Origin of the sequence: Terrimonas rubra, from assembly GCF_042686025.1 — a bacterium.
Lineage (GTDB): Bacteria > Bacteroidota > Bacteroidia > Chitinophagales > Chitinophagaceae > Terrimonas > Terrimonas rubra.
The window spans coordinates 286,167-306,389 of the sequence record NZ_JBHUOZ010000001.1; the positions used below are offsets into that span (position 1 = coordinate 286,167).

General features: G+C 44.7%; 11 protein-coding genes. All 11 read right to left on the bottom strand.

Annotated features, from left to right (window positions below):
• Positions 1 to 13 precede the first annotated feature (13 nt).
• The 11 genes from ACFS6H_RS01190 to ACFS6H_RS01240 all read right to left on the bottom strand — a co-directional run bounded on the left by ACFS6H_RS01190 (position 14) and on the right by ACFS6H_RS01240 (position 20,060).
• Positions 14 to 1,591, bottom strand: a complete 1,578-nt coding sequence (locus tag ACFS6H_RS01190) for a sodium:solute symporter (protein ID WP_386094187.1) — start codon at positions 1,589 to 1,591, stop codon at positions 14 to 16.
• Between the two features lie 42 nt (positions 1,592 to 1,633).
• On the bottom strand, positions 1,634 to 2,755 hold the full coding sequence (locus ACFS6H_RS01195; RefSeq protein WP_386094189.1) for a sialidase family protein: 1,122 nt from the start codon (positions 2,753 to 2,755) through the stop codon (positions 1,634 to 1,636).
• A 104-nt stretch (positions 2,756 to 2,859) separates the two neighbouring features.
• Positions 2,860 to 3,507: a DUF3826 domain-containing protein gene (locus ACFS6H_RS01200; RefSeq protein ID WP_386094192.1), complete on the bottom strand. Its 648-nt coding sequence runs from the start codon at positions 3,505 to 3,507 to the stop codon at positions 2,860 to 2,862.
• Between the two features lie 11 nt (positions 3,508 to 3,518).
• Positions 3,519 to 6,257, bottom strand: coding sequence for an alpha-L-rhamnosidase (locus tag ACFS6H_RS01205; RefSeq protein ID WP_386094195.1), 2,739 nt, complete (start codon positions 6,255 to 6,257; stop codon positions 3,519 to 3,521).
• Positions 6,258 to 6,262: 5 nt separating this feature from the next.
• Positions 6,263 to 9,022: a glycoside hydrolase family 2 protein gene (locus ACFS6H_RS01210; protein WP_386094198.1), complete on the bottom strand. Its 2,760-nt coding sequence runs from the start codon at positions 9,020 to 9,022 to the stop codon at positions 6,263 to 6,265.
• A 118-nt stretch (positions 9,023 to 9,140) separates the two neighbouring features.
• Positions 9,141 to 10,682 (bottom strand): MGH1-like glycoside hydrolase domain-containing protein, encoded by a 1,542-nt coding sequence (locus ACFS6H_RS01215; RefSeq protein WP_386094201.1) that lies wholly within the window; start codon positions 10,680 to 10,682, stop codon positions 9,141 to 9,143.
• Between the two features lie 3 nt (positions 10,683 to 10,685).
• Complete coding sequence (locus tag ACFS6H_RS01220) at positions 10,686 to 12,518, bottom strand: six-hairpin glycosidase (protein ID WP_386094204.1); 1,833 nt, start codon at positions 12,516 to 12,518, stop codon at positions 10,686 to 10,688.
• Complete coding sequence (locus tag ACFS6H_RS01225) at positions 12,515 to 13,438, bottom strand: glycoside hydrolase family 43 protein (protein ID WP_386094207.1); 924 nt, start codon at positions 13,436 to 13,438, stop codon at positions 12,515 to 12,517. The genes ACFS6H_RS01220 and ACFS6H_RS01225 overlap by 4 nt, the downstream gene beginning before the upstream one ends.
• 154 nt (positions 13,439 to 13,592) lie before the next feature.
• A complete protein-coding gene (locus ACFS6H_RS01230) occupies positions 13,593 to 14,951 on the bottom strand; it encodes a glycoside hydrolase family 140 protein (RefSeq protein ID WP_386094209.1) in 1,359 nt (452 codons plus the stop codon).
• Positions 14,948 to 18,085 carry a DUF6298 domain-containing protein gene (locus ACFS6H_RS01235; protein ID WP_386094212.1) on the bottom strand — a complete coding sequence of 1,046 codons (3,138 nt, stop codon included), beginning with the start codon at positions 18,083 to 18,085 and terminating at the stop codon, positions 14,948 to 14,950. Before ACFS6H_RS01235 ends, ACFS6H_RS01230 begins: the two co-directional genes overlap by 4 nt.
• A 358-nt stretch (positions 18,086 to 18,443) precedes the next feature.
• On the bottom strand, positions 18,444 to 20,060 hold the full coding sequence (locus ACFS6H_RS01240) for a polysaccharide lyase (protein ID WP_386094215.1): 1,617 nt from the start codon (positions 20,058 to 20,060) through the stop codon (positions 18,444 to 18,446).
• Between the last annotated feature and the right edge of the window lie 163 nt (positions 20,061 to 20,223).

Consider the following 20,223-nt stretch of genomic DNA (forward strand, 5'->3'; position numbering starts at 1 on the left):
GATGAATGATAAGTTATGAATGATGAATGCGGTCGTCGTTTGTTTTCTTACGCAGTTTTGTGAGCAATATACCCGCCAGGAAAATGGTTAAAGTGCCCACCACAATGATCATGTTTTTATGCAGCGGATTTTTCAGGAAGGCATAGTTTGCCGGTAACCTGTCCGAAAAACTCATCCACAGAATAACGATCACCCCAATGATAACCGCTGTTAATGCTTCCTGCCCCCTGGTACGCCTGCTGATCAAACCCAGCAGGAAAAGGCCCAGCATACCGCCGGCAAAAATGCCCGACAACTCCCACCATACATCCAGTACACTTTTACTGCCTATCATTGCCAGTCCGGTACACAAACCGATCAGGCCTACCAGTACCGTTGTTATATAGAGCGTTCGTAAATGTCCTTTCTCTGAAACGTTCTTATTAAAGTACTTTTTATAAATATCGATCGTAAACACCGTGGCCGATGCATTCATACCTGAACTAATGGTGCTCATGGCCGCCGACAGTATCGCCGAAACAATCAGGCCTACCAGCCCCTGGGGAATAGTAGTGACCATAAAATGCGGTAATACCTTATCACCATAATCAGCCGGCTGCAGTTGCGCCGCCAGGGCACTGATCTGTGCCGCGCCTGCTTCACTACCCAGCCTTTCGGCAGCAGTAGTCAGCTTCACTGTTTCAATCATACCGGGATTCACCTGGTAATAAGCATACAACGCCGTACCAATAACAAAGAACAATAAAGAAGCCGGTACATATAATGCCACACATAACCATACCGATTTGGCAGCCTGTTTTTGCGAGGTGGCCGTATGATAACGCTGTACATAATTCTGGTCCATACCAAAATTATTCAGGTTAATAAAGAAGCCATACAACAATACCATCCAAAAGGTTGATTCCGTAAAGTTGAATGACATACTTCCCAGGCTTGTCTTATCATCCTTACCGGCTATCTCCAGTATGGTATTCACCCCGCCCGGTATCTCTTTTATCACCAGGTATAATATCAGTATTGCTCCCAGTGTTTTAATAATGCCCTGTACTACTTCTGTCCATATCACTGCTTCAATACCACCCAGCACGGTGTAAAAAATAATACAGATGCCCATCACCAGCATAATGGACGCCATCGAAAAACCTGTCAGGGCCTGCAGGCTGAGCGCCATTCCGAAAAAGATAGAACCCATCCTGGCAAACTGTGTTAATAAAAAACAGACCACTGCATATGTTCTTGCCCAGGGACCAAAACGTTTTTCCAAATTGGTATAAGCCGATACCTCACCTGTACGCCGGTAAAAAGGAACAAAGTATTTTGCCGCTATCCATGCCGCCAGTGGCATGGATAAACTGAATACAAAAGCATTCCAGTTACCACCAAAGGCTTTACCCGGCACACCTAAAAAGGTATTGCTGCTTAAAAAAGTAGCATAAATAGATAAGCCTATAGCCCATCCGGGTATTTTACCGGAAGCCACTGTAAACTGCTCGGCACTTTTATTTTTACGCGAAAAATAAAAACCGATCCATACCATGGCCACCAGGTACACTCCGATGATCAACAGGTCAATAACGGGCAAATTATTCATACAACAAAAACTAATCGTTTACAACGGTAAGGCCGCTGACCTTTATTCTTCCATCACAAATTCCTTTAACTTAGCCTGCCCGCCGGGCCACTGCTGGTTCTTTATTTTTTTCATCTTCAGTTTCGACGGATCGATCTTCACATATTTGATCCTCTCCCTGCGCCAGGTATACACAATATGTACCATACCGTCGCTTGATTGAATAACGGATGGGTATGAGTACTGGCTGATGGGTGAATCTTCCAGCACCAGTGAAGCATGCCATGTTTTACCATCTTTAGAAAGTGCTACATTCAAGGGTGTACGCGGGCCTTTACCTTTTACCCAGGTAGTATCGGGCAATACATGGTTATATACCAGTAGATGGCGTCCGTCTTTCAGGGTAACGGCATCCGTGCCCGAGTTATTATTAGGTAACGCTTTTAACAGGGTTACACCGGTCCATGTCTGACCACCATCATAAGACCATGCCTGACCTATATGTTGTTGGCGGGTGCGGCATAATACCTGTAATTTATTTTTACCATGACGTAATATACTAGGCTGAATAGCACTGATCTCTTTGCCATCATTCAGCGGCCCTATCTTACGCCAGGTTTTACCTTTATCCTTTGTTATTTCAAAATGCAGTTTCCAGCCGTCTACTTCGGTACTCGAAGGGCAGAACAGTTCATCACCGATCATCTCCGGACGGTTTTTCACGGGCCCCAAACCTCCATCCGGTAATAATTCAGGTTTAGTCCAGGTGTGACCATTATCAAAGGAACGTTTCATCCAACCCACCCAGGCCGCTACTTTAGGGCCTACTTTATAAAACAGGATCAGCTCACCACCGGGCACCTGGTATAATACGGGGTTATAACAGGGATAACGCAGGGTATCATTAATAATACCATTCGCGATGGAAACCGGTGCCGTCCACTTCCCATCGCCTTCCAGCCTGCTCATATAAATTTCAACATCCGGGGCACCTTCCCTGGCCCCACCAAACCAGGCCGCCATCAGCCCCTTGGGCGTTTCTACAATGGTGGCAGCATGTGCTGAAGGAAAGGCAGCCTTGGTATAAATGAATTCATCCACCAAAATACCATCCTTCCATTTTGTTTGCGCCCAGGCTGTATGACAAATAATGCCCAACAATACTAATGATACGATCCTTTTCATAATTCAATATATAACTATGTTAATATAGCCAGTTGTTTCTTATTCTTATTCTTATTCTTATCTCAATACTAATTTCTGAATACTACTATCCGAATACTATGCTCTCAATTCTTTCCTTTCGCCGCTTTCTCCGCTTTTATTTTATCGGTATAAGTTTTATACAATTGCCTCCAATTTCGACCATTATTATTTAAATACTGTTCGCATTTGGTCTTGTATATTTCAAAGATGGCCGATATTTCTTTCATATTCTTATAGTTAATGGCTTCAGCCCTTGCCAGCTTTAATTGTTTGGTGATCTCTGCACGTTCCTTCTCAGTCAGGTCGGGTACAATGGCTTCATACCCCTTTATGGTAAATGCCACTTTGCCTACAGTATAGGCATCCAGCACCTGCTCCACCTGTACAGGCGTCAGATTGGCCTGTAATACCATTAACAGGCTATCACGTATGGCAGCCGGTTGGGCGCTGCAGAGTATCACCTGTTTATCCAGGTCGCTCAGTTTGTTACCAGTAGCCGGGTTAATACCATCAGGTATAATAGTAGCAGGATGTGCATCATGCCAGTTTTTTACCGCCGTTAAATGCCTGGCGATAGCCTGCTGTACGGCCTGTTCTTTTGCTGCATTATTTAACTGTAAGGCCTGTGTCCATTCAGCCGCTTTCTTCAACGATTGCTCGTCGCCTGTTTGCGCCTTTACCACCACTATACCAAACAAGGCTATTGTTGTAATAATATATTTTACTGTCATAATTCCATTCATCATTTTGATTCAAAAGCATATTCCCCACTCTGCACTTCATATATGGCATAACCTTTTTCCTGTTTTACAAAACGCAGACCATCGGCCTCATTGGCCGGCCTGCCCGACTCCATGATATTGGCATGCGCTTTAACCGGCACCTGCACCAGTGCTGTAGTATTGGCCGGTATATTTATTTTCCAGGTAAAAATATCCTTATCATTTTTCCAATCCGAAACAATTGTACCATAGGGAGATTGATAAGTAGCCTGGGCATGGGGCAATTGCTGGTGCAAAGCTGGTTTCATACTTATTGTTTTGAATGCCACACTTTGTGTATGGTTTTTAATGCCGGCTACTTCTTCATATAACCATGTTAGCAGGTCGCCCAGTAACATCACATGATTCTGTGAGTTCATCTGCGGGTTTGCCGTATTGCCGTTCCATAATTCCCAGATGGTAGTAGCACCCTGCTGTATCATATACCCCCAGCTGGGATAGGTATGGTTAGATGCCAGGGTAAAAGCTGCCTGTTCCAGGCCGTTTTGTGTTAGTCCCCGCATCAGCCATTGTGTACCGATCACGCCGGTACTGATATGCATGTTATCGGCTTTTAATTTTCGGGCAATGGTCTCCACCACCTGCATTTTTTTATTAGCGGGCACTATCCCAAAATACAGTGGTAATAAGTTGGCAGTAATAGTACCGTTATCATACAGGCCGGCATCTGCTTTGAAGAATTTTTTATTGAAAGCATCTTTTATATCTGCCGAGAGTTTTACATAAGCCAGGGTATCGCTTTTATTACCCGTGATCACGGCAAAGTTTTTCATGATCTGTAATAACCGGTAGTAATAAGCTGTAGCAATCAACTGGCCATTGGTAGTGCGGGTACTGTCCTGCGATTTTATCATTTTCAGGTCTTCCGGCGGTACGCACCAGTCACCATATTTATCCTTGGTCAGGATATTATTTTTTAAGTATTTGCCGCGCATATAATCCATCCATTTTTTCATGGAAGGATAATGTTTCACCAGTACCTGCTGGTCGCCGAATTGATGGTACAGCATTTCCGCAATTAAGATATAAGCGCCGGGCCAGGTAACATTGTCGCTGTAATAGTTCCAGTAAGCCGGTGTTACATCGGGTATAGCGCCTTCGGCTGTTTGTGCCTGCTGAATATCGTCCAGCCATTTGGCATACAAAGCGCCATTATTAAACAGGAAACTTTCACCGTAAGCCCCCTGTGTTCTGTCGCCCAGCCAGGGTTGCCGTTCATTGCGTTGCGGACAATCAACCGGCATGCCTTTGTAGTTGGAAGCAATGCCCCACCAGGCATTTTTTACAATGTTATTGATGGTTTCATTAGCTGTCCGGATATTCCCGGTGCTTTGCATCTGGTCATATACCAGGTGTCCTTCAAAGGCACTGGTTACAGGTGTACCCGGCCATCCGGTAATTTCTACATACCTGAAACCATGGTACACGAATGTGGGATGCCATGTTTCTTCTCCCTCTCCTTTCAACGTATAGACATCGGTTACTTTGGCATCACGCAGGTTGGCAGTATATAATTCACCATCCGGCTGCAGGCTTTCAGCAAAACGCAACATTACTTTACGGCCTTTCTCACCTTTTACTTTTAATTGTAACCAGCCGGCAAAGTTCTGGCCCATGTCCAGAATGTATTTATCACCGTTAATTTTATTAATAGCAACCGGTTGTATACGTTGCATTATTTTCATGTGCCGGTTAGGTTGTGGGGTAATCACACCAGTGGGTGCAGGTACGATATTTGCCTTAAGCCACTTTGCATCGTTGTAAGCAGCCTGGGCCCAGTTCCCCAGTTCTTTGGTAGCATCATATTCCTCACCGTCATATTCATTGTTGGTGCGTATGGGGCCATCAGCAGTAAACCTCCAGGTTTCATCAGTAATAACGGTTTGTCTGGTACCATCTTCAAAGATCATATCCAGCTGCAAGAGCAGTTTAGGGAAACCAAAAGTGTTGATCTTTTGTGGTTTAAAGTTCTGGCGCATGGTAAAGAAACGGCCATTGCCCAGTGCTACGCCAATGGCATTTTTACCCTGTATGATATGCTCCGTTACATCAAAAGTATTACTCAATACTGTTTTGCGGTAATCGGTAGGCGCAGGCGCCAGTACCTGATCGCCGATCTTTTTACCATTGATCAGCAGTTCATACATACCCAGTCCTACCAGATTAACATAGGCCTTTTTAATTTTCTTAGCCGTACCAAATTCCTTACGGTAGTAACGGGCCGATAAACGGGACCATTGTGTTACACTATCCCAGGCAAAAGCTTTATCATAACCGATCCATTTGGCCTTCCAGTTTTTGGGGTCCACAAAACCTACTGTAAAGAACACAGGTTTGCTCTCTATTGTTTCACCTTTACTGGTCTTTACTTTTACCTTCCAGTAGTAATATACATTTGAGGCCAGCGGCTTGCCGGTATAAGGAATTAATATGGACAGGTCCGATCTTACTTCACCGGATTGCCAGATATCCGCTTTGTCCTGTTCCAGATTTGCCCTGGAACTAGCCACCAGTATCTCATAACTCAACTGTTTCACTCCTCGTTGTGCCGATGCCAGCTGCCAGCTGAACCGTGGCTGCGTGGTAGCAATACCGATAGGGTGCGACTGTTGCTCCGTTAACAATTGCTGCACGGTTGTCTGCGCCACAGTAGCGCTGCTAAAACATATAAAAGCTATTATGATAAAAACAAATCTCATATCGTTTATTGTCTGCTGCTAAAGTTAAACCACAATACAATTTTCAGGGCCCTGGCGGGGTCCTTCTCGTAATCGTAGTAAATATTATCCAGTCCCATTGGGCCTGTTGTTTCTCTTGTCTGTGTACGTGAACCAATGGAAGGAATGGCCTGCATAAAGGAAATATCTCCCGACGGGAACCAGGGTTCATAGTTATGCCATTGGTCCGTTTTCCATTTTGCCGAGTATAAACGCAGGAACAGGTCTTCCGTTTCTGTAGCCACTGCAAAGCTTTGCCCTTCTGTATTAATAAACCCGCCATAAAAATCAGCATGGTATCCTTTAAATTCAGGGTATACCCAGTTTTCACCGGTCTCTGTATTGTTATACGTTTTTGTCCACACATCAAAACGGCCACCTTTCAACCTGTTTTTCCATACCCGGTACGGTCCTTTACCCATATAAGTAACCGATCGCATTTTATTTTCCGGCAGGTCAAAGTTGATACCCAGCATTTTTGTATGCAAGGAATCGGGGAAATAGTTAACCGTTAGTTGTACCCAACCATTGGTATGTACTACCCATTGCAGGGTGTTAAAACTTTTTTGTTTGTGATAGGCAGACTTTATTACCAGGTTTTCATCCGCATCAAAAGCATAGGATAAGCCGGCAAAATTATTCACCCCTTCCTGCACTACCGGGCCGTTTGATAAGGGAATGATGCCTTTAGCATTTCGCACTTCCTGTAACAAACCATCTGCTTTGTTGAATAAGAGTGTTACCTCGCCTGTTTTTACTTCATACTGGTTAGCCTGCTCTGCAATGGTTACTGCATTTGTTGCAGTAGTAGCGTTTACCAGTTCAACTGCTTTCTGTTTTGGCGTAGCAATAGGGAAACTCCAGGTAAATAGCTCCAGGCCAGTTTTATCGGTCACGGTTACATAAAGTACATCATAGCTCGTCCAGTCAGAAGGAAGCGATAATTGTAAAACACCTTTCCGGCCAGATAATATATCCGGCGCTACCGCTTTACCAGTCAGTTCTTTTTCATTAGCTACCGTAAACCGTTTTAATTTCCAGGTATAGGTACAGGTATGGGCATTGGTAAAATGATACCGGTTCTCTATATTCAATTTACCATCAAAAGCAGGTGTAATTTCCCGGCGTTCAAAAAATATAGGGCTCCATATTTCTTTAATGGTATAAAAGCTTCCTTCTTTCTCATGATGCGGCCCCACTATTCCATCTGCCCCCCTGTGTTTATCTGTATCGATGGAATCATTCAGGTCTTTTCTTACCACACCCTGGTCGGCAAAATCCCATAAAAAGCCACCGGCACTTAAAGGGTTGTTCCACATTTTGGTCCAGTAGTCCTCTAAACCGGCACCATGACCACCATCAAACCACCCATGTAAAAACTCTGTCGGCATAACGATCTCCCGGCCATTTTCAAAATTGCCTACGCCATAATTATATTGCCGGTAGTGTTGCGTTTCAATACCATTTCTTAGTTGCCAGGGATGGATGACCACCCTGTTCTGCAGATCATATTGCCCGAACAAACTATCCAGTTCAGGATTACTACCCCCCTCATTACCATTGGCCCATATTATAACGGATGGGTGATTACGGTCATGCTCCACCATTTCCTTCACCCGTAAACTACCGGTAGGCGTATCATAATGCCCATGCCAGCCTGCCAGTTCATCGATCACAAACAAACCCAGCGAATCGCAGACGGTTAAAAAATGGTCATCAGGAGGATAATGCGCCATCCTTACCGCGTTCATATTCATCTCCTTCATCAGCAGCACATCTTCCACACTGTTTTTATAACTCGTCGTGCGGCCACTCTCCGGCCTGAATGAATGGCGGTTCACGCCTTTAAATTTCATCTTCACCCCGTTCACATAAATACCATCCCGTTGTTTTACTTCCACTGTCCGGAAGCCGAATTTTTCACTGACAGTATGTACCGCTTTCCCATTTTTGTAAAGTATGTATTCTGCCCGGTATAGGTAAGGTGATTCAGCACTCCATAACCCAGGATTATGAACGGTGAACTGCGCTGTATAATACCGGCCCTCATGGTTTGCTTCCGCTGTTGTTATTAGTTGATTATGGGCATTGTAAATATTTACTGCTGCCTTGTCAGACTTGCCGCCCGCAAATCTGGTCCGGAAAGTTCCGTTTGCCTTTGCATCCATACTGATATCGCTGATATGCACAGCCGGTAGTACTTCCAGCCACACCGGCCTGAATATGCCGCCGAATATCCAGTAGTCGGCCTGGCGTTCGGCCTCATTCACCGTTTTGTTGGCCGAGTGTTTGGAGACGGTTACCTCCAGCAAATTATGCTTCCCATATTTTACCAGTTTACTGATATCATATTTAAAGGCATAGAAAGCTCCTTCGTGTACCGGCCCGGCCTGCTTACCGTTTATCTTTACTTCTGCATCGGTCATCACGCCTTCAAAAACAATATTGATGACTTTTCCCTTCCAGGCAGCCGGGACTTCAAAATGATGTTTGTATAAACCTTTTTCTTTACCTCTTACACTATCCTTAGCAAAACCATAATCGTATTTACCAAAGCCCTGTAATTCCCAGCAGGAAGGCACGCCGATCTTGCTCCATTTACCGGCGTTCATACCACCGGTAACAAAAAAATCCCAGGACATCATATCATCGCTCCCCTTTCCTGACAGGTATATCTTTTCTGTTGGTTGTGCCTTTACACTACCAACAGAAAACAAGATCATTAATAATACAACAACAATTCGCATAATGGTTATTCATTTTTACCCGCAGATATGCGCTGATTTTTTACGCAGATTTTCGCTGAATGAGAGTGAATGGTGAACGATTCATTCATTCATCATTCATAATTCATAATTTATCATGCTATAATTTCCCAGTCACTCTCTTTAGCTCCCCGCTTTGAGCTACTTTCTTACCATTCACCCACACTGTCAATCCTTTTCCTTTTTTATATTTCGTACCGTTTTTATCCCATACAATGGTGATTATTTTGCCATGATATAGTACATTATCCAGGCAGAACCAATCCCATTTACCCGCCGGCAATAATGGATGCACTTCTACCATATTATCTGGTCTTGGCTTTAAACCTACCAGTCCCGAAATGATCAGGTCGTTAAATGTGGAATGGTTGTAGTAACGGCTGCGTTCTTCATCACCCTTTAACCAGTAACCGGTCTTTTCATCAAGGTATTCGCCAATATAGGGACGACCACGATAGTATTGCGACTCTACATATTTTTCCAGCATATGGAAGTAATTGGAATCGGCCACATATTGCTGACGATCCGAACATAAAAGGTTAGCCATGCCTGTTAATGTTTGTGCCGTGGCAAAAGGCCATACGGCGCCATCCCATTCACATTTGCAACAGCCATGTGTCCTGAATTCCGGGTGACTCCTATCGGCCGTAGTATGTCCGAAGGGTGCATAAAAATGTAAAGGGTCAATTACTTTTTTCCAGGCTATATCATAATTACTGTCCGGCATATTGAAGTACCAGGGAATGAAACCGATAGCTTCCATCACATTGGCCAGGGTATCGCCATGTTCTTTACGCACTTCAAAGAACTGGTCTTTTGTGCTCCATAATGCTGATTGCACCAGTTGTTTGATGGTATCGGCCTTGGCCTTGTATAAAGAAGCCGCTTCGTATTGGTGAAACATGTTCAGAATCTTAGATAAAGCCATGGCGTTACCATACATATAGCCGTTGATACTGGGACGGGGATTTTTTTCCTTACGGCCACCGCTGATGGTTTCCTCCATCGCATCCCTTACATCAAACTGCCAGTATAAACCGTTCTTTGCTTTCTTCTCCGCCTCCCAGGCTTTATAATCGGTTACCAGGTCCGGATAGAGATCTTTGATAAAACCCATATCCTGGTTTACGAGAAAACGGTTGTAAATGGCATCAATATTCCAGCTGCTGTAAAAACGCAGGCGGTTCAGTGGTTTGCCTTTGTTGCCGCGGTACCATACCAGCAGGTTTTCGTCCATGTATTTTTTATCATGCAGCCAGCGGCTTTCATAAATATGATGCCCCAGCCCGCTGCTGATCAGGTTGTATTTATCCGCATAAGAACGCTGGACCAAAAATTCGGTCAGTACATAACCTTGTTCCGTTTTTTTAATATGTTTTCTCAGTGTCCACCAGCGATAGTAAAACATCTCCTCAAAATTCTGCTGCGGGCACTCAAACAGGGGGATATTCTGCTGCATCCAGTTCCAGGATTCGGCATTGGGTATGGCCTGTACAATGTTCTCGTCTTCCATCCCGTTGAAATAATCAACATAATGTTTGTAATCAGCTGCCTTCAGTACATAACTTTTAGCTTTCTGCTGCGCATTCGCCTGCATTACCCCAAAACAACACATGATCCATATAGTCCACTTTAAACGCATTCCTTATTGTTTAGTCGCTTTAAAAAAAGATATTCCGTATACCGCTTCCTTATCCTTTTCCCCGGCATTGGGCAGGTCATACATTTGGTCGGTCGGGGTATCTGCATTGGGAAAACGCCTTACCCCGCCGGTCCGGAAACTTACATGGTGCAAAGCTGCGATCGGTGCAAACACCAGGTTATTATTAGGGTTGCTGCCGTTGATAGACACCGTATAAAAACGGGTCTTCGTATTCAGTTCCACCACAAAATGATACGCTTTGCCTGCTTCATATTTTGCCAGTCCTTTATCACGATAACCTGCCTTGGTAATAATATTGCCGGTTGAGTCAAATGAAAAACGGATAGCCGGGGTATTTTTTGCATCCTGGAATTCTATATCCAGTCTTCCAAAATCTTTTTGCTGCGGGGTTACACTGAACTCTACCCGGCTGATCACCGACTCCGGCACTACCCTTTCGGCCTTGGCATAATCAAAGGAGTCGGCGTCTTTTAAGGTGAGTATTTGTTTGCCGTTCCATTGCGCTAACCCTACCCTGGCCCATACCGGGCTGTATATATTCCAATATTTCAATGCATCAACAGGAGCGAGTGTGGTAAAATCTTCCGTTATATTTTCTTTCACTTCCGATACAACCGGCACTGGTACCGATGCTACCCAGATATCTTCTTTGTTTACACTATAGGTAAGCCACATATTGCCGCCGGGCGGCGTACCTTCTCCTTCCTGTATACCTCTTACATATTGCGGGCCATAGGATTTATAGTTGCCGCCATAACGCATGGATGTGATCTCGCCGTTTACCAGCAACAGGTTTTTATAATTCAGTCCGTCATCACTTACCGACACTGCCAGGGGCCAGCGAAACTCCGAAGGATTGTATACCGTAGCATACTTACCGTCGCTGGTACGTTGTCCCCATATTTTGGCATTGGCATTCACAAAACCCGGCGCCCTGGTTGGGTTGTATTGCCAGGTTTTACCTTCGTTGTTACTGATACTGGTTAATGCATATTTCCAAAAGCCGGCTACACGGCCATCCGGTAAATGATAATAACTGAAGGCCTTGAATTGCTTTTTCAAAGGGATCAATACATCATCCCTGTCTGCCTCTTCCACCCACTGCTGCATCTGCAGGGGCTTGGACATTAATTCATCACAGGCAGCTATAAAAGCTTTGTCCTTTGATTTTTTATAAAAGGGCAGGCTCGTATTTTTTTCATTGAAACCATGGTTATAACGGATAAAGTAAACGGGGCCAAAACTGCCATCCTTATTAATTTCCCGCACTACACGGCCAATGCCATTGCCATCATTGGGGTCATCTTTGGCGTCCAGCGCAATGCCATAATAACCCTGTGCCAGTAACTTCCCGTTTGAGGCAACGTAAAAACCTACCCGCTGGTGCATCACCGCATCAATGTTTTTTGCTACAAGATTGCCCTCCGCTTTTTTAAACCCATCCGGTATCCGGTATTCGGGGAATAAGACCTGTACATTGGTCCAGTTATAGCCATCCTTTGATGACTGTATGAATGTTTTACCCGGTGCAATATGTTCACCAACCGGGTTACTGAGAAAATGCATGTAAAATGTATTGTTCCAGTAACAGATCATGGGCTGGTGATTATAGGTCCAGTTCATGCCGCCTGCCCAATCTGCATGTTCCCTGTTGGCACGAAAGGTCTGGACATTATGCACCCCCACCGCGGGTGTCAGTTGTCCATGGTGATAATCAATATTGGATAAGGTATTTCCCACGTAACGCACGGTATCCTGTGCCTGCAAAGCTGCCGCACCGGTACTCAATAGTATTGCTGTAATTACTGCTCTCATTTGCTAACCTGTTTCAAAAATTTCTTTACATCTTTTTTCTTTACCGGCACAATGGTTCCATGCTTATGCCCCTCCGGTACTTTTACTTTACCAGTAATGCTTTTAAAATTGATAAAGTCTGTAGTACTGTGCGCATCATATATTTTTTTCTGGTAGGAGTCATAATAGATCAGCAATTCCTTACCCAGCTTAACCACGCTAGGACCTTCTGTAAAATTATCAGTGAAAGGTGCTGACACATTTCTCCAGGGACCTAAAGGCGAGTCACTGAAAGCCACCTTAAGGTTCCGTTCCGGGCGGGTATTATCCTTTAATACCAGTACGTAATCAGCTTTCGCTTTTTTAACAATTACCGCATCTATTACACTAAAGCCGGGGTCTAAAAAAAGCTGTGCAGGTGTAAAGCTTTTAAAATCCCTTGTAGTGGTCACATACATACGGTGATTATTGCTATCAGACTCTATTCCTTTTTCAAACCTGCCCGGGATACAGGATGCCCAGATCATGATAAACTGTTTGCCTTCATCATCATAAAACAATTCCGGCGCCCAAACATTCACCGTGGAGGGTTCATGCTGCATCACCGGTAACATCTTTTGTTCGGACCAGTGTAAAAGGTCTTTGGAAGAGGCATACCCAAAACCGTTATCTCCCCGCCAGCTGGTGGTCCATACCAGGTGGTAAATTCCGTCTGGCCCCTGTACCATCGATGGATCACGCATTACTTTTTGATTGCCAATAGCGGGCTTTAATAAAACCGTATCGGTATCGATCCATGTATAGCCATCATAACTATACAACATCCTTAACCCATCCGTTGCCGGCTCATGAAAGGAAGTGAACAGGTAGGCTTTATTTGAGCAAGCCGTGAATAGCAGTACAAGCGCCCCTAAAAAAATATTTCTCTTAAAAAACAACATTCATCAATTGTATTTTTTGTTCATAAATAAACCACAGAGGTACACAGAGGGCTTTCACGGAGGAACACAGAGCAGTAAAAATTCCTGCAACTTTGTGAAAAGCACTTCTTCACTCCTGTGGCTATACCATGAACTATTAACTATGAACCATTAACTATTCCAATACCAATACCCAATCATTCCCGTTTGCCGGCTGTCCTGGCGGATCAAAACGCACCACTCCTTTTTTGGCGGTCAATGCCAGTTTTGTTTGTTCACCGGTAGCAGGTTTAAACCAAAATGCTTTTTTAGGAGTGAATCCCAGTTTAGCAAAATTGATACTGAACGTTCTTCCTGTATAAGTATAGGCCATCGCATAACCCTTACCTTTTGTTGCCAGTATATAATTGTATCGCTCCTGGTCATTATCAACAATAATTTGCTGTGCCGGTACCCGGTCAAAATATGATTTGGAAAGGATCAGTTGTTTTAAATATTTCATCTGGTTGGCGCCCGGTGACTGTAATGTTTCTTTCCAGTTATGCGTTACGCCATAATTTGCATCCTTATCGCCTTTGGTATGAAATTGCATGATGGCATTTTCACCATAGGTAAAACCGGCACCACCTGCAAATACGCTCCAGTAAGCATAACGCCTTAAATCACTTGCCTGCCAGCGCGGCTGCAGGCTGTCATGTAAGCCATGGGGAATATTTTCGTATGACGGTTCACCATCAATAGTAGGCTTTACCGGCTTTAAATTATAATCGTGCTGCGCATGACGCCAGTTGTCTTCCCCATAATGGTTTTTATCATTTTTGCTGGTATCCTGTGCATAATTACGGTGACCGCTTTGAAACATATTAAAGTCCAGCCAGGAAGCATGATGAAACCATTCGCTGGAAGAATAACGGCCACGCGGGTGATAGGTCATGATATGTACAGGATCGTATTGCTTGATAGCAGCGCCTAAAGCCTCCCATACCGCTTTGATATCGGTACCATGTACATCACCGCCGTTCAACCAGATGATATTGCTGTATTTTTTATAACGTTCGCCCAGGAATTTACCATAAGCTTGGGCCTGTTCTACCGATACATGCCCGCCTTTAACATTACTGCCCCAAACCGGCACCAGGGCCATGTAAATACCACGCTTGCCTGCTTCAGTCACCACAAAATCAATATTATCCCAGTAGTCATTGTCCGGACCTTCCTTTACATCAGGTGTTGCTGCATTTTTATTCAGCAGGGCCGGCCCTTGTGTTACATTGGCAACAGTCATTTCATGTAATACCATGGATTGTATTACGTTAAAGCCCTGTTGCTGCCGCGTATCCAGGTAAGTCAATACATCCTCCTTATTCAGTTTACCAAACAATAACCAGCCTGTATCACCCAGCCAGAAAAATGGTTTACCATCCGCGGTTTGAAAAAACCGTTTATTGGCCGATATTTTTATTACCGGTAGTGAAGATTGTGCCTGTGTAACTACTGTAATACATAAAAAAAGGACTGCTGCAATAATTCTCATCTCTTTATTTTTTTCTTTAGCCATAATACCCAATTCCCCTTGCCAGGCATGGTGAATTGTCTGGCCGAACCTGCTTTATAAATTTGTTTTGTTTTCTGAATTGTACCATTGCCGGTGTTAACCCAGGCAATTTCATATCGGTTATTATCATTAATATTCAAGTCAATAATATTACCTTCCAACTGGTATATCACCATACCAGTTTGTTTACCTGACAGTATCCATTGTTTATCGGTGTATTGTGTTACCGGCTGCATGGTACTGATAGCCTGCAAAAATTCATTGTCTTTTACTTTTACATTTGCCAGCGAACCACCCCCCATTAACACCGCCCAGCCATTGCGGTCGGCCGCATCACCTGAGTACAAAATAGCTTTCCCGGGATAACGTAATTTATATTCCGATACCGCCCTGTACACCTGTTGTGCAGAAGGCCCTTTGGGTTTTAATAAACGGGCATGCTGACGGGGCGCTAAATTTTGTCCGCCTTGCGGTGCATACAACTCGCCATTGGTTTGATAATGCCAGTATTTAATATCTATTACATCAATAAGATTGGCATAAGCGGGGTTTTGCAAAATAGCGTCCTGCACATCTTTGGTAGTACTTAATCCAATGATGGCCTTTTTGTTTTTTTCAACCTGCCATTCACGGATGGTGTTTAACCAGAACTGCACAAAATGTAAAGGGCCTGTATATTCCTCCCCTATTAACTGGATGACGCCATTGTTGGTGCTGAAATTATCCAGGCACTGGCGAATGTATTGCTGGTGTAACCCACGGCGAACTGCATTCGTAGTATCATAAAACAGCTCAGCCATGAAGATGCGTTTATCACCGGCATAAGGTACCGGCTCCGGAAAGCCGGTCTGGTTTATATTATTGGCTGTGCGCCAGGCAAAGTCGGCATAGTGGGCCCCGGCTTCAATAATATTATGCTGGAAATAGTTTTGGTGAATGAGCAGTAATCCTTTTTCATCGGCCAGGCCGGCAAATTCTTTTAAACGGCCCCAGTACCAGTTGTTATTTTTGGTCAGGTCATACTTGCTCAGCCCATCCCAGGCCAGCTCCTGACCGCTGCGGGCAAAAGGCACTTCATAAAAAGGAGGCCATACATCGCCGTCCATACGGCGGATGCGTTCATGATCGTCCCTTCGCCTGTCGTACCACAAAGCATAGTTTTGTTCAAAAGCAATGGTATTGTTTGCCAGCATGGAGTCTGTTACTTCATGTAAATCATCTGTTAAGCCATTGCCTGTTTTACCCGGAACAAAACGGGTTACGGCCATCTGGGCCTTATCTAATGCATACGGGCGGGAGCTGCCATTCCACCAGGGCGAACTGATGCTGTTACCCACCAATACCTTACTCCCCCTTGTTAACCACCCTTGTTGTACCTGTAAAGCTGGTGCGGGTTGTTTGGCAGGTGTTGCACTAAGCCCAACCTGGTCAATCGTTTTACTGTTGTTCGCATTTACATCAACCGGTGTACGATTAGCGGCATCAAGAATGTATTGTTGTAAACTTATTTTCGGGGTGAGCACTTCTTTCGTTAAAGCCATGGCTACTTCTACAGAGGGACTGCTACTGGCTTCGGTACCAATTTCAAGTAGCTGTTGCCGGGTATCGGGTAGGTTTTGTAACCGTTCTTTTAATTGTGCATAAAACAAACTGCGGGGCTGCAGATGGTTATTGGATTCATTCCAGTAGCCATCGCCGGCAAACTGGCTCCAGGAGCCGAAAGCCCAGTTTTGTGCACCGGGTGGCTGGTAATTATCTATACGGGCAGCGCTGCAGTTCCACAATACACTATTGGCCATGTTCCAGCCGGCACCTTGTCCGTCCTGGCCGCGGTTTAAAAAACTAATAGCATTACCATCTACATTTACCACATCAAATAATACACCGGAGGACCAGCTATCCAGGCCGCCACTAAACCCTAAAGCATTCGCGGCTTCACATTGTACAAAAGCAGTTGGCCCGGGTGTACAAAATCCCGTAGCAAAACCATGTATCGCATTTTCGGTATAACAACGTTGAAATAAAGTCTGCTGCCCCTCGGTAAAAAAACTGATGCGACGCTGACCGCCAATTTCTGAAACAGGCGCTAATGCAATACAATCCTCCACCGTAATTTTTGAAGCATTACTATACAATGCTACCGCACTACCGGCAAAATGTTTAAAGGTAACCTGTTTCACCCAGCTGTTATTTACATTATTCATTACGATGGCCATCCAGCGATGGTCTTCATCTTTCGGATTATTTTTATCATACTCAGAAACCATTTGCAGGTTCTCTATACCGCAATCACCGATCAGGCCCGGCCAGGTATAGGCCGTTACGGTAGATACGCTGTATTGTTTATCGAGGGCTGTGGTAATGGGCGCATCAAGGGTTAAGGTATTACCCGATATAGCAGTAATTGTTCTGCGCCAGTTAATATTGCGCTGATCCGGCTTCCATCCAAGGGAGGTAATGCCGCCGCCAAAGTGATCGGTACCTAACCGGTCAATCCATTCTTTTGTTCCTTTCCGGATCACCAGCACGGCATCTCCTTTTTTAAATACGGAAGCATCTGCCACCTGTAGCGTAAGACTGTTTACCGGTACATAGTCACTGGTAACAGCAACAGGGGTTTGCCATTTTTGGTTATCGCTGCCGCCAATGGTAACCAGGGTGGTCCTGCTTTTACCAGCACCTGTCAGTATAGTACCGTTATCGTTTACGCCGCTGCCTCTTAACACTACCCCGGAACTATGCAAGCGCAAAGCTCCTTCTACCCGGTAAGTTCCCGGCTGCAATAAAACCGCACCCCGGAAACCATTTTGATCAACAGGTAATTTACTCACATAGTCAATGGCCGATTGAATACGGATAGTGGCATCACCGGCAGTTACCGGTACAATTATTTTAACAGGAATATCGGGGATCTTTTTTTCAGCAGCTTTATAGCCGGCATAGGAAAAATCTGGAATGCGGTTGCCCATAGAGTCGGCAACATATACCGCCTTGTTTTTAACAAAGGAGAGAGGCGGCTGGGGTTTGGTTTCTTTTTGGGCCCGGCCGGTAAGTGCGGACAAACTACCGGTAATAAACAGTAAGGCTGATATGTACAATTGTTTCGCTTTCACAATAAACCTGTTTATGGTTTTATGAGAGAGACAATACAGGTTCGCCATTCAGCTATCAGTTCATATTATCTCGTAACTCCCGGGATGATGTAATAAAGTTATACCTGTACAAAGTTGCCAAAAAATGCCCGATTCCAGCTCTTTCATTGTTTTTTACCATTGTTGCATAAGGTCACCGGACGATCGTGATCAACAGGTGAAACCATCACCTTGCCGCATGCCGGGCAGCATTACAGGTGCACAAGTGTGCGACGCAACAGCTGCTGCCACCTGCACTGCAGCCGGGCAAAACCACCATAACCGCCCGGTAACCTGAACAATGAATAAATAAAAGAACTTGCCGCAGTAATTACTGCCATTATTTTTTAGCCTTTGTAACGATGCTGTTTAAATACACTTCAATATTGGTATAACCGCTTTTATCCTTTGCATATTTTGCAGAATCTGTTGGGTCGTTAGGATTTAAGCCATTTTTTCTTTCCCAGTCATCCGGTATACCGTCATTATCGCTGTCCTTATAAGGTGTGCCTTTGTAAGCAGGATAACCGCCTACCTGTGATGGGTCGGTGATCACACCAATTTTATAAGAATCGATCGGCAGGCGACGGTGTTTGAATTGTGTTTCGGGTAATTGTACATTGGGTAATGCAGTGGCTTTACCGGTAGCTACTTCTTTTACAATACGCTGATCCACCGCATCACGAACCGGCAACGTAGCGCCGGCATTTGCCAGCACATAATCCTTTGCCTGTTCCGCTGTTAACACAGGGATCTTTGTCATTAATAAAGGTTTGTTCACTTTGATATAATCGGTGTATTCACCGGTGTTTGGCATTTCTTCTATCTGCACACCACCATTCCAGTTGTCTTTCGTGATCTCGGGATACCCCTCCATGATATTGCCGTTTACATAAGCACGTCCGTACACTCTGTAAGGTAATTTACTACGGCCGCTTTCCGGTTTCAGTATCCGGTGCCCCACATTGTTTTTGGGCGTAGCCGGACCGGGCTTAAAGTAGTTATTGAAAATATTGTATTGTGCACGGTAATCGCCCCCGTCAATAGAGCGGTGTACCCAGTTGTACACAACATTGTTTACAAAATTAAACACGCCGTTCCAGCCGATAGAGGGATTACGGCCGGCATTATTGGCCCAGAGGTTGCGCATAAAAGTTGCGTTCTCACCGCCTAAGGTACTGCCAAAAGCATGGTTCCAGGTATCCAGCGCTTCACTGAAAATAGAGTTCTGGATAGTGATATTTACGGTACCGAATTTATCCTCTATTTTGCCTGTACTGTCGTTATACATGTGACGGTACATGCTCATGTTCTCATCTAAACCCCAGGAAGCACTTACATGATCGATCATGATATTACCGATAGGGTTACCGCCAATGGCATCATCGCGACGACCCACCCAGGTTTCCCCGCGGCGGAAACGCATATAACGGATGATCACATCGTGGGTATTGATCCACACCGATTCTCCTGCCACACATACGCCATCACCGGGTGCCGATTGTCCTGCAATAGTGATATAAGGAGCCCTGATAATTAAAGGCGTTTGAAGTTTGATAATACCGGCTACATTGAACACGATTGTCCTGGCGCCACCCTGCTCACACGCCCAGCGTAAACTGCCCGGGCCATCATCATTCAGGTTAGTAACCACCAATACCTTACCGCCACGGCCACCAAAGCTTACTTTACCGCCACCTTCCGCACCGGGAAAAGCAGGAATATCAGCATGTGGCAATTCATCATACCGCGAAGCCCAGGGAATATAGGGGCGTCCTTCTTTCGCCTGCTGTTGAATAATGGGATAAGCAACAGCCCAGGCCGAGTCGGAATGACGAACGGCTGCAGCCATTAATGAATCTGATTTCTTCTTGTCTTCAGCCGATACCTGCGGGTATTGAGCAGAAGCATAGATGGTTGTTACTAATGCGAAAAGAGACAGTCCAATTTTTTTCATGTTCACTGGGTTCATTTGCCGGCCTTACAACAAATGATATATTTAAAATGATTGAATACTACTAACAGATATCAAAAAGGAGGGAAAAGTTGTCTGCCAACCTCTCCCTTCTTTATTTTAACACACTTAATTTATTTCAAAACAACTGCTATCTGATCTCTTA

Bases quoted from the DNA above. Each gene is read 5' to 3' on its own strand.
- ACFS6H_RS01240 (WP_386094215.1), bottom strand. From the start codon at position 20,060: ATGAAAAAAATTGGACTGTCTCTTTTCGCATTAGTAACAACCATCTAT.
- ACFS6H_RS01230 (WP_386094209.1), bottom strand. From the start codon at position 14,951: ATGAGAATTATTGCAGCAGTCCTTTTTTTATGTATTACAGTAGTTACA.
- ACFS6H_RS01210 (WP_386094198.1), bottom strand. From the start codon at position 9,022: ATGCGAATTGTTGTTGTATTATTAATGATCTTGTTTTCTGTTGGTAGT.
- ACFS6H_RS01215 (WP_386094201.1), bottom strand. From the start codon at position 10,682: ATGCGTTTAAAGTGGACTATATGGATCATGTGTTGTTTTGGGGTAATG.
- ACFS6H_RS01220 (WP_386094204.1), bottom strand. From the start codon at position 12,518: ATGAGAGCAGTAATTACAGCAATACTATTGAGTACCGGTGCGGCAGCT.
- ACFS6H_RS01225 (WP_386094207.1), bottom strand. From the start codon at position 13,438: ATGTTGTTTTTTAAGAGAAATATTTTTTTAGGGGCGCTTGTACTGCTA.
- ACFS6H_RS01200 (WP_386094192.1), bottom strand. From the start codon at position 3,507: ATGACAGTAAAATATATTATTACAACAATAGCCTTGTTTGGTATAGTG.
- ACFS6H_RS01205 (WP_386094195.1), bottom strand. From the start codon at position 6,257: ATGAGATTTGTTTTTATCATAATAGCTTTTATATGTTTTAGCAGCGCT.
- ACFS6H_RS01195 (WP_386094189.1), bottom strand. From the start codon at position 2,755: ATGAAAAGGATCGTATCATTAGTATTGTTGGGCATTATTTGTCATACA.
- ACFS6H_RS01190 (WP_386094187.1), bottom strand. From the start codon at position 1,591: ATGAATAATTTGCCCGTTATTGACCTGTTGATCATCGGAGTGTACCTG.